Annotated in this window: 9 protein-coding genes; 4 read left to right on the top strand and 5 right to left on the bottom strand. The window is 61.8% G+C overall.

Going from position 1 to position 9,661, the window contains the following annotated elements; translation table 11 throughout:
• Nucleotides 1-273: 273 nt before the first annotated feature.
• A complete protein-coding gene (locus RMO23_RS18935) occupies nucleotides 274-1,914 on the bottom strand; it encodes an acyl-CoA synthetase (RefSeq protein WP_309684563.1) in 1,641 nt (546 codons plus the stop codon).
• 183 nt (nucleotides 1,915-2,097) lie between these two features.
• Between RMO23_RS18935 and RMO23_RS18930 the strand changes: the two genes are divergently transcribed.
• The 3 genes from RMO23_RS18930 (at nucleotide 2,098) to RMO23_RS18920 (ending at nucleotide 5,718) form a co-directional block, all read left to right on the top strand.
• On the top strand, nucleotides 2,098-4,140 hold the full coding sequence (locus tag RMO23_RS18930; protein ID WP_309684560.1) for a PAS-domain containing protein: 2,043 nt from the start codon (nucleotides 2,098-2,100) through the stop codon (nucleotides 4,138-4,140).
• Nucleotides 4,137-4,868 (top strand): response regulator transcription factor, encoded by a 732-nt coding sequence (locus tag RMO23_RS18925; protein WP_309684557.1) that lies wholly within the window; start codon nucleotides 4,137-4,139, stop codon nucleotides 4,866-4,868. The genes RMO23_RS18930 and RMO23_RS18925 overlap by 4 nt, the downstream gene beginning before the upstream one ends.
• Nucleotides 4,869-5,235: 367 nt before the next feature.
• Complete coding sequence (locus RMO23_RS18920; protein ID WP_405041639.1) at nucleotides 5,236-5,718, top strand: 3-deoxy-D-manno-octulosonic acid transferase; 483 nt, start codon at nucleotides 5,236-5,238, stop codon at nucleotides 5,716-5,718.
• Nucleotides 5,719-6,007: 289 nt separating this feature from the next.
• Here the strand turns inward: RMO23_RS18920 and RMO23_RS18915 are convergent, their stop codons facing one another.
• The 4 genes from RMO23_RS18915 to RMO23_RS18900 all read right to left on the bottom strand — a co-directional run bounded on the left by RMO23_RS18915 (nucleotide 6,008) and on the right by RMO23_RS18900 (nucleotide 8,396).
• Entirely contained in the window at nucleotides 6,008-6,511 is a 504-nt protein-coding gene (locus tag RMO23_RS18915; RefSeq protein WP_309684555.1) for an Hsp20/alpha crystallin family protein, read from the bottom strand.
• Between the two features lie 47 nt (nucleotides 6,512-6,558).
• Nucleotides 6,559-6,939, bottom strand: a complete 381-nt coding sequence (locus tag RMO23_RS18910; protein WP_309684553.1) for an Hsp20/alpha crystallin family protein — start codon at nucleotides 6,937-6,939, stop codon at nucleotides 6,559-6,561.
• Nucleotides 6,940-6,967: 28 nt separating this feature from the next.
• Nucleotides 6,968-7,420, bottom strand: coding sequence for an Hsp20/alpha crystallin family protein (locus tag RMO23_RS18905; protein ID WP_309684550.1), 453 nt, complete (start codon nucleotides 7,418-7,420; stop codon nucleotides 6,968-6,970).
• 595 nt (nucleotides 7,421-8,015) lie between these two features.
• The gene (locus tag RMO23_RS18900) at nucleotides 8,016-8,396 is read right to left on the bottom strand and encodes an HIRAN domain-containing protein (protein ID WP_309684548.1); all 381 of its coding nucleotides are present in this window, start codon (nucleotides 8,394-8,396) and stop codon (nucleotides 8,016-8,018) included.
• Nucleotides 8,397-9,150: 754 nt separating this feature from the next.
• Here RMO23_RS18900 and RMO23_RS18895 point away from each other — a divergent pair.
• The coding region (locus tag RMO23_RS18895) for a metallophosphoesterase family protein (protein ID WP_309684545.1) at nucleotides 9,151-9,661 on the top strand (511 nt) is incomplete at its 3' end.

Here is a 9,661-nt window from a genome sequence, read left to right as displayed (position 1 = left end):
ACCACGACCGACACGTCGCTGCCTTTTTCGCTGGCCAGCTGCTTCAGGCGAATCGCCGTGGCCAGACCACCGGGCCCGCCGCCGACCACAACGACGTCGTATTCCATCGCTTCACGGGGGCCGAACTGGGCCAGAATTTCTGATGGGGTCATGGTTTTGTAAGTAAAAATGGCCTCTAGCCCTTGCCAATAGTGCGCAAGCAGCTATGAATTCAGGAGTGAGTGCCGCTGCTGCGTCTGCGGGATGAGGTCTTCACCCCAGCGCGCGCGGCGTTCATGCCATGGCTGAAGCCGAGCGCAGCTGCTCTCTCAGCACGAATTTCTGGATTTTTCCGGTCGAGGTTTTCGGCAGCGTGCCAAACAGCACCTGCTTGGGCACCTTGAAGCGTGCCAATTGCGACCGGCAGTGCTCAATGATCTCGGCCTCGGTGACGCTGGCCCCCTCGCGCAGTTCCAGAAAGGCACAAGGGACTTCGCCCCACTTGTCGTCGGGCTTGGCCACCACGGCAGCCACCATCACGGCGGGGTGGCGATACAGCACTTCTTCGACCTCGAGGCTGGAGATGTTTTCGCCACCGGAGATGATCACGTCCTTGCTGCGGTCCTTGATCTTGACGTAGCCATCCGGGTGCAGCACCGCCAGATCGCCGGTGTGGAACCAGCCGCCGGCAAAAGCTTCGGCGGTGGCTTGCGGGTTTTTCAGGTAGCCCTTCATCACCAGGTTGCCCCGGAAGAAAATCTCACCCATGGTTTCCCCGTCGGCCGGCACGGGCAGCATGGTTTCCGGGTCCAGCACGGTGATGGCCTGCTGCATCGGGTAAGCAACGCCCTGGCGCGCATTGAGCGCGGCGCGTTCGCCAATCGGCAGCTGGTCCCAGCCCGCCTGCTTGGCGCAGACGGCCGCAGGGCCGTAAACCTCGGTCAGGCCATAGACATGGGTGATGTCAATGCCGATGCGCTCGCAGCCTTCGATGATGGCAGCCGGTGGTGCGGCCCCGGCAATCAGGCCCGCAATCGGGTGCGAAATGCCGGTGCGCAGGGCCTGTGGGGCATTGATCAGCAGGCCGTAAACAATCGGCGCGCCGCACAGGTGGGTGACGCGGTGCTCGCGGATCAGCGAGAAAATCAGCGCCGGATCGACCTTGCGCAAACATACGCTGACACCGGCCTGCAGCGCCAGGGTCCACGGAAAGCACCAGCCGTTGCAGTGGAACATGGGCAGGGTCCACAGGTAGACCGAGTGGCGCGGCATCTCCCAGGTCACCACGTTGGACACAGCATTCAGGTAGGCGCCCCGGTGGTGCGTGACCACCCCCTTGGGATTGCCGGTGGTGCCGCTGGTGTAGTTCAGCGCGATGGCGTTCCACTCGTCGGAGGGCAGGGTCCATTCATAGTCCGCGTCGCCGGTCTGCAGAAATGCTTCGTAGTCAAGCTCGCCGAGCAATGTCCCGCTTTCGTGCAGCGGATCATCCACGTCAATCACCAGCGGGCGCGGCTGGCTCATCAAGCCCAGTGCCCGCTCGATGATGGGCGAAAATTCACGGTCGGTGAGCAGTACCCTGGCTTCGCCGTGGTCCAGCATGAAGGCGATGGCTTCCGCATCGAGCCGGGTGTTGAGCGTGTTGAGCACCGCGCCGGTCATCGGCACGCCGAAATGGGCTTCAAACATGGGCGGGGTGTTGGGCAGCATGGCGGCGACGGTGTCGCCCACGCCCACGCCGCGTTGGGCCAAGGCGCTGGCCAGGCGACGGCATCTAGCGTAGGTCTGTGCCCAGGTGAAGCGTGTGGCGCCATGAATCAGCGACTCGCGGTCGGGATAAACCCGGGCCGACCGCTCCAGAAAACTGATCGGTGACAAGGCGGTGTGGTTCGCGCTATTGCGGTCCAGTCCCTGGTTGTAGGCGTTTGTATGCATGTCGGCTGTCTCCTTATCGTGGGGCCATCAGCAGGCCCAAGGAGCCTCCATAGCAATTTATGACCTGAATGATGGCAGGCGACTGTTGCGAAACTTCGGGGCAAATGTATCGAATGATTGCGGTGCGCAGTTTTGCGGTGGTTGGGTCCTAGAATGAAAAAAACCTGCAGGAGCCTGCCTTTCATGCCTTCTCATTCCGTACTCGATCCCCAGCAAACACATTACCGGCACGAACTGCTTCAGGCCGGACTGGACCTGCTCGACCAGGGCTTGACCGTGATCGATGGAAGCCTGCACATCGTGGCCTGGAACAAGGCTTTTTTGCGGCTGCTGGATTTTCCCGAAGACATGGCCTTTGTGGGCGCAAGCTTCGAGTCCTTCATGCGCTACAACGCCGAGCGTGGTGAATACGGGCCGGGCGATGTTGAAGAACTGGTGGCTGAGCGCATGCGCCTGGCCCGCAGTTTCGCCCCGCACTACACCGAGCGTGACCGGCCGGGCGGGCAAATTTTGGCGGTGCGTGGCGAGCCCCTGCCGCACAACGGTTTCGTGACCCTGTACACCGACATCACAGCCAGCCGGCGCTATGAGCAACAGATCCAGCAGCAGAATGCCGAGCTGGAAAACCGCGTGGCCCAGCGTACCAATGAGCTTCAAACCACCAACCAGCGCCTTGTCGTTGCGGACGAAGCCAACCAAAGCATCACCACGGCGCTGCGGCGCAGCGAGGAAAACTTGCGCCTGATCACCGATAGCGTGCCTGCCCTGATTGGCTACTTTGATCACCTGGGAATTTACCGCTATGTCAACAAAGGTTACGCCGACTGGTTTGGCTACGCCAAGGAAGAAGTGCTGGGCCGCTCTGTCCGGGAGGTAGTGGGCGACGAGGTCTATACCGACATTTCACACCATGTGCAGCAGGCCTTGCAGGGTCACCGCGTCAGCTACGAGTACGCCATGCGCCAGGCCGGCGGACGCGTGGTCTATGCGCGCAGCGAACTGGTGCCCGAGCTGAACGTCCATGGCGTCGTCGTCGGCTGTTTTGCGCTTTCGGTCAATATCACCGACCTCAAGAATGCCCAGGCGGCACTGGTTCATGCGCAAAAAATGGAAGCGGTTGGACAGCTGACCGGCGGGCTGGCGCACGACTTCAACAACCTGTTGACGGTCGTGATTGGCAATCTGGTGAGCTTGCATGAGCGCTACCCGGACGCCCCCGACATTGGCGAATATGTGGTGCCCGCCCTGAAGGCCTCGCGCCGGGGCGCATCCCTGATCAAGCGGCTGCTGACGTTTGCCCGCAAGCAGCCGCTGACGCTGCAAGCCGTCAATATCGAAGAGTTGGTCAACGAGACCCTGATCCTGCTCAAGCGCATATTACCCGCCCACATCATGGTGACCACCACGTCGCTGGCCGAGCCCCTGTACGCCATGACCGACAGCCAGCAGCTGGAAAACGCGGTACTCAATCTGGCGCTAAACGCGCGTGACGCCATGCCGGATGGCGGAACTCTGGCCATCCGGGCCGTCCGCATCTATCTGGATTCGGCGCAGGTAGCCGATTTCGACGTCACCCCAGGTTGCTACGTGGCCTTGAGTGTGTCCGACACCGGCACCGGCATGGATGCGGCGACACAGGCTCGAGCATCCGAGCCCTTCTTTACCACCAAGCGCTTTGGTTCGGGCAGTGGCCTGGGCCTGTCCATGGTCTATGGCTTTGCCAAACAGTCAGGGGGTGGCATTCGCATCCAGAGCGCACTTGGTGAGGGCTGCGTGGTGACGCTGGTGCTGCCCTGCACCAGCGACGACCTGGAGCCTGAAGTGATGCTGCGCGCGCAGCATCGGCCGGGTCGCCCTGGCGCGGAGCGCCCACTGGTGTTGCTGGTGGAAGACGACCCCGATGTGCGCCGTGTGATTCGGCTGCAACTGGTTGGCCTGGGCTACCCGGTGATCGAAGCGGACCATGCCGCCGATGCCCTGTTGTTATTGGCCAGCGTGCCCACCGTTGGAATCCTGATCTCCGACATGGTGATGCCCGGTGGCATGGATGGACGGGCCCTGTGCCTTGCGGCACGCCAGCGTGCGCCGCAGGTGAAGGCCTTGCTGATCAGCGGCTACTCCGACGGCCATGCAGCGTTGCCCGAAAGTGCAATGTTGCCCCCATTGCTAAAAAAACCGTTTACCGACGTTGAGCTGCAACACGCGCTCGACAGTTTGCTGACATGAGTTCTGACAAGTCTCAGCCGCCAGAGGGGCCACGCTGCATCTATGTGCTGGACGATGATCCCGACATTTGCCGTCTGGTAAGCGGCACATTGCGGGAGTTTGGTTTTGAGACTGCCGAATGCCACACCGCCGCGGCCCTGCGCCGCCTCTTGCTGGTGCGTGTGCCCGATTTGTGCATCGTGGATTTGGGGCTGCCCGATGCCGATGGCATGGACGTGGTGCGTGAGCTGCAGGCGCGCTACGCCTGCGGCGTGATGGTGTTGACCGGGCGGGGTTATTTGAGTGACCGGGTCATGGGCCTGGAGCTGGGGGCCGATGACTACATGGTCAAACCGTTCGAGCCCCGAGAGCTGGTGGCTCGCGCGCGCAGCATTTTGCGACGCCATGACAAAAACAGCAGCGCAGCGCCCGCGCGTTCACAGCTTGCCGAATTTGGTGGCTGGCGGTTTCACGCCGACTCCAACAGGCTGTCATCGCCCAGCGGACAGGAGTGGACGCTCAGCGCCGGTGAGTCGCGCATGCTGCTGCAGTTTTTGCAAAGCCCCAACCGGATTCTTGACCGCGAACAGCTGTGCGGCGACCGGGATCTTTCGCCGCTGGACCGTGGCGTGGACGTTCGGGTTTCCAGGCTACGGCGCAAGCTTGAATCAGACCCGCAACACCCTAAAACCATTCGCACGGTCTACGGCGCCGGGTATCTGTTTGCTGCCGAGGTAAGGTGGTTGTAGAGGGTTGTGGCACTGCGGTCTTCAGGCCGCGGCGGCCTGCCAAGCCTGCCTGCGACTGATTCGGGCCTGGGACCCGCAGCGAACAGGCAAGCGAAAGTACCCGAAGAAATAAATCGGGTGGTGCCCGTTGGAAAAGTTGATTGCGCTCATTGCGCCGCCAGCACCCGCCGCAAGGGCGTGGCGGCAGGCGCGGCGTCCGCGGTGGGTCAGGGCGTGCTGATGTTTGCCAGCTCTCGGGGGCGAAGAAGTCGAGTTTTGGAGGAAAATATGTTCTCTAGCCCAGGCAGAACGTGCGCAGTCAGCTATTAATTTGGTAGCAGATGATTCCGCTAGCGCTGCCCCCGCCAACCGTTTCAAGCCGCTGATCGTGCCGCGCCACCCGCAGCGCTTTGACGAAGTGCAGGCGCAGGCCGAGCAGCTCGGCCTGCGCGTCTCGCGCCGCTCCGCCTGGCCAGGCAGCCCGGCCGACCACCAGGCCGCGCTGCAGGCCGACCTCTGGCTGGGTGACTCGCTGGGCGAGATGGCGCTGTACTACGGCCTTGGCGACGTGGCCCTGCTGGGCGGCAGCTTTGCCCCGCTGGGCGGCCAAAACCTGATAGAAGCCGCCGCCTGCGGCTGCCCGGTCATCATGGGCCCGCACACCTTCAACTTTGCCGAGGCCGCCGAGCTGGCCCAAGCCGAAGGGGCCGCGCAGCGCGTGGCCGACATGCCCGAAGCCGTGCAGGCCGCGCTGGTACTGGTCAACGACCCGCCCGCGCTGGCGCAGGCGGTGGCTTGCGGGCTGGCCTTCGCGGCGCGCAATCGGGGGGCGACGGATCGGACGCTGGAGGCGTTGCGGGCCTATCTGTAAGTTGTCAGCCCGTTGGGCCGACTGTCATACGCCTGCCAGGTCAGGGCTGATGCCGTTCGTTGCCACAAAGATAAGCAATTTGTCACGCTTGAGTGACTGCATCGCAGCGGAAGCCGTCATCGACACTGGCTGCTTGTCCGACGATCCAATGTTTGATTCCCATCAGACCATGCGCGCCTCAGTCGATCAGCGGGCACCTTGGGGACCACCCGGTCGGAACCGAGCGGTCTGGAGAGGTGCTTCACTTGATGGCCGCGTCGATCGAGAGGCAGTCGACAGCCTGACTGGCTCAGCCCGCGCCCACCGCGATGCGCCGCGCGCGAGCACCGTCGACTTTGGGAAGTTCGATGCGTAGCACGCCGTCCCGGTAGCTGGCCTTCGTCTTGTCAACTTTCACCGACACCGGCAATGGCACGTCGCGGCGGAAGCTCCCATAGGCGCATTGCACCACCCGGTACCGGCCGTGGCTCGATTCGCGGTCGAGCCGCTTCTCCCCCCACACGGTGAGGACGTCGCCGTTTGACTCGACATTGAAGTCTTCACGGCTCATACCGGGCGCTTCGATGCGAACGATGACCTTTTCGTCGTCGTCGAACACGTCGGCCGCCATAAAAGCCCAACTGCTCAATGGTGGCAGTTGATCGTCTCGGGCGGTGGATTTGCCCGGCGTAAGCGCAGGCCGAAATCGTGTCAGGGCGTCGCTGGCATGCGCGCTGAGCTCACGCCAGCCTTCCGTCAGCGACTCCCAGACCTGATCCGCGCTTTGCTTGAGTTGCTCTGCAAGCTTGGTCATGGTTCATCCTTTCGAAAAATCGCATCAGATGCTTCGCAGATCGGCCATCAGGCCACAGTCACGGCAATTCGCTGCGGTTGCGCGTGCGCCTGCTTGGGCATGCGCAGCGTCAACACACCGTCCTTCAGGTTGGCTTCGATCCTGGTGGTGTCGAGTTCGCGACTGAGCGTGAAACTGCGCCGATAGCGCGGGATGCGGACTTCGGCATAGACGGCTTCGAGGCCGTCTGGCGTTTGCGTCTGGACGCCACCTTCTATCAAGAGGGTATCGCCCTCCACCTTCAGTTCCAGCTTCTCCTTGGAGACGCCAGGCATGTCGGCCAGCAGTGTGATGCCGGATTCGTCCTCGAACACGTCCACGGCCGGCAGCACCGCGCGTTGCTGCTCTTGTTCAGGGGCGGTTTCGGTCAATTGCTTGTTGTCACTCATGATGGGTTCTCCTTGAATGTTGATTGCGTCACTGCACGGTGATGCGCTTGGGTTGTGCTGATTCGCGGCGTGTGATGCTCACTTGAAGCACGCCGTCGCGGTAGCTCGCCTTTAGGTGCTCCGGGTCCACGTCGTCCGGCAGGGAGATTGCACGGGCGAAACTGCCCGCACCGCGTTCGCGGGTGTAGACGTTCACCTTGGGGTCGTCATCAGGGATGCCCGACGGGCGTTCGCCTGCGATGCGCAAGACACCGCGGTCCAGGGTGACCTCGATCTTCGAGGCGTCCAGGCCGGGAGCGAAGGCATAGATCTCCACGTTGGTGGGCGTACGACCCACGTTGACCGCGGGCAAGGTGCCCGGTGCGACCGAGCGGATGCTGCTCGGCAGTCCCGAGACGCCGAACAGGTCATCAAGTTCACGCCGCAGGCGCTCGAATTGACCGAACAAGCTGTTGGGGTAGTTCAGCATCGCTTCGTACATAGTGTCCTCCGATCCAGTGGTTGAACACCGGCAGGAAACCAGAACCAGCCGGCTCAGGCAGAAGAATAGTGTTGGCAAAGATGATTTCAAGGGTCTGTGCCGACATTTTTTAAACGACCCGAGCGGCCGCAAAATGCGTTCAAGCGCCCAATCCGGCAACAGTTTTTTGGTGCTCCAGATCGGGGCAATGAAGGTCGAATCTGGGTAGAGCACTGGCAATTGGCGGGTGGCGCAAACGGTCTGAAATCAGTCGCAGCTGCCCTTCATCCTCGCTCGGCGAAGTGTCGATCCCAGCCATCAGCCGACCAGAAGTGCGGCTCACAAAACAATCAATGGAAATCGCCTTAGATCGCCGACCGTCGCGATTGAGCCCGTCCTTTCAGCTCGCGTTACTGTGTCCCGGCAGGCTGGCGGCCAACCGTTGGCTCGATGATGTGCAAGGGGGCTAGCACGCCGCAAAAATCAACAGACAGCCCGTTGTGGCGCACGCCGCCGCGGATGTAACCAAGGCAGCCGCTCTCATCGTTCGCACCCCCGACACCAAAGCCGGCCCTACGCTTCATCCGAAGCCTTCGACTGCGTCTGATCATCTCAGTCAAGGCATGATCTCCACGGTGACGACAGCTTCGTCCCGGTCAATCGGGGCATAGACGCTTCGTACGGTCGCGCGAGCAACAACGGTTGAACTCTCATCCATGAGCGGCTCGAGCGCTTCTGCCGTTTCGACCGGGACAAAACCGATCTTCTTCCGGATTGACATAAGTCCCAAAAAAGAAGGGCACAGCAGCCATACGCCGATGGTTGCCCGACCATCAGCGTCATCTTCCTCCCGCCGCAATTCAACGGTCGATCCCTCGCGGCAGTGAGAACGCACGATTTCCGCGCGGTCTGGAACGGTCGTGCCGCCGATGATCGTGAAAATTGACGTCATTTGCCGCCTTGCCGTTGACTGGTCCATGATCGGGACGTCTGTCATGCTCGCGTTCCTCCAAAGTATTGTGGTGAAGGTCCATTTGTCGAACTCGCACAGTTCGGACTATCGTTCTTCCAGTTTTACCTTCTTGCCGCTTCGACCTCGGCACTGGCGCGTGAGGCAAATGCCGACGATCGCTTGATGCGACGAAGGGTCTCCCGTGCCAAGAGGTATGCTTCCGTTTCCCGTGCAGTCATGAAGGGCGTCTTGAGACGACTGGTCCGTTCGCTCGAATTGGTGGGATAACGCTTCGCCATGGTAAGACTCCTTTCTTCAAAGTTCGGTGTTTACCGTTGCTTGGCCAGATGTGCCGCCGGCCTCAGGCGAAAATTTTGGCAATTTCAATAGCCGTCAAACATAGGGAAAACCCTGTGTTCCTGTGGGCCGTGGCTTGGACGTCGATTCCGGCGACACTGGAACTGGGGCCAACTCAGGCAAGCGGCGTTGGACGGAGAAGTCTGACCGGCCGGAATCGGTCGAGGCTGTGTGAAAGCTCGAAAGGAGACGTCAAAGCAGGGAAGTTGGGGGTACGGAAACCATTCCTGAGCGTGTGATCGTCGCGTGGGGGCCGTTCCATGAGGTCGATTTTTCTTTTACGTTTGTGATCAAAGTTGTCGCTAACGTTTTCACACAGCCTCAGTCTTCATAGACGGCAGCAACAGCCCGGCCCAGCCGCCAGCCTGATCTGAAACAGGCTTACCCCCGGCCCAATGCGGCATGATGGCGCCATCCACGGCCAATCCCTCACTCTCACCCAATGAAGCTGGCGCTACTCTCAGACATCCACGCCAACATCCAGGCCCTGGACGCCTGCCTGTCCCATGCGCGCGCGCAGGGCGCGCAGCAGTTTGCGCTGCTCGGTGATTTTGTCGGTTACGGCGCCGACCCGGTGGCGGTGCTGCGGCGGATTCAGGCGCTGGCCGGGCAGGGGGCGCTGCTGGTCAAGGGCAACCATGACGAGATGGCCGTTAGCCCGCCTGCGGAAAGCAAAACTCTGGGCGACAGCACCGCCGGCTGGACCCATGCGCAACTCGACGCCAGCCAGCGGGCGTTTCTGGACGGCCTGCCGCTGGTGCTGGAACACGGCTCGATGGCGCTGGTGCATGCCAGCCTCGATGGCCCCGAGCTGTGGCGTTATGTGACGGATCAGCGCGCGGCGGCGGCCAGCCTGGATGCGATTGCGTCACCCGACATACGCCATGTGTTTGGCGGCCATGTGCACCAGCAGACCCTGTACTACCGGGGCGCCGACGCCGGTTTGATGAAGT

The sequence above is a fragment of the Polaromonas sp. genome, from assembly GCF_031411155.1.
GTDB lineage: Bacteria > Pseudomonadota > Gammaproteobacteria > Burkholderiales > Burkholderiaceae_C > Polaromonas.
The sequence above is the reverse complement of the archived record's forward strand: the minus strand, read 5'-3'. Positions and strand labels throughout refer to the sequence as shown.

What these genes read in the sequence shown, in the direction of transcription:
- RMO23_RS18935 (WP_309684563.1), bottom strand. Translation starts at nt 1,914, where the DNA reads ATGCATACAAACGCCTACAACCAGGGACTGGACCGCAATAGCGCGAAC.
- RMO23_RS18915 (WP_309684555.1), bottom strand. Translation starts at nt 6,511, where the DNA reads ATGACCAAGCTTGCAGAGCAACTCAAGCAAAGCGCGGATCAGGTCTGG.
- RMO23_RS18930 (WP_309684560.1), top strand. Translation starts at nt 2,098, where the DNA reads ATGCCTTCTCATTCCGTACTCGATCCCCAGCAAACACATTACCGGCAC.
- RMO23_RS18900 (WP_309684548.1), bottom strand. Translation starts at nt 8,396, where the DNA reads ATGACAGACGTCCCGATCATGGACCAGTCAACGGCAAGGCGGCAAATG.
- RMO23_RS18925 (WP_309684557.1), top strand. Translation starts at nt 4,137, where the DNA reads ATGAGTTCTGACAAGTCTCAGCCGCCAGAGGGGCCACGCTGCATCTAT.
- RMO23_RS18905 (WP_309684550.1), bottom strand. Translation starts at nt 7,420, where the DNA reads ATGTACGAAGCGATGCTGAACTACCCCAACAGCTTGTTCGGTCAATTC.
- RMO23_RS18910 (WP_309684553.1), bottom strand. Translation starts at nt 6,939, where the DNA reads ATGAGTGACAACAAGCAATTGACCGAAACCGCCCCTGAACAAGAGCAG.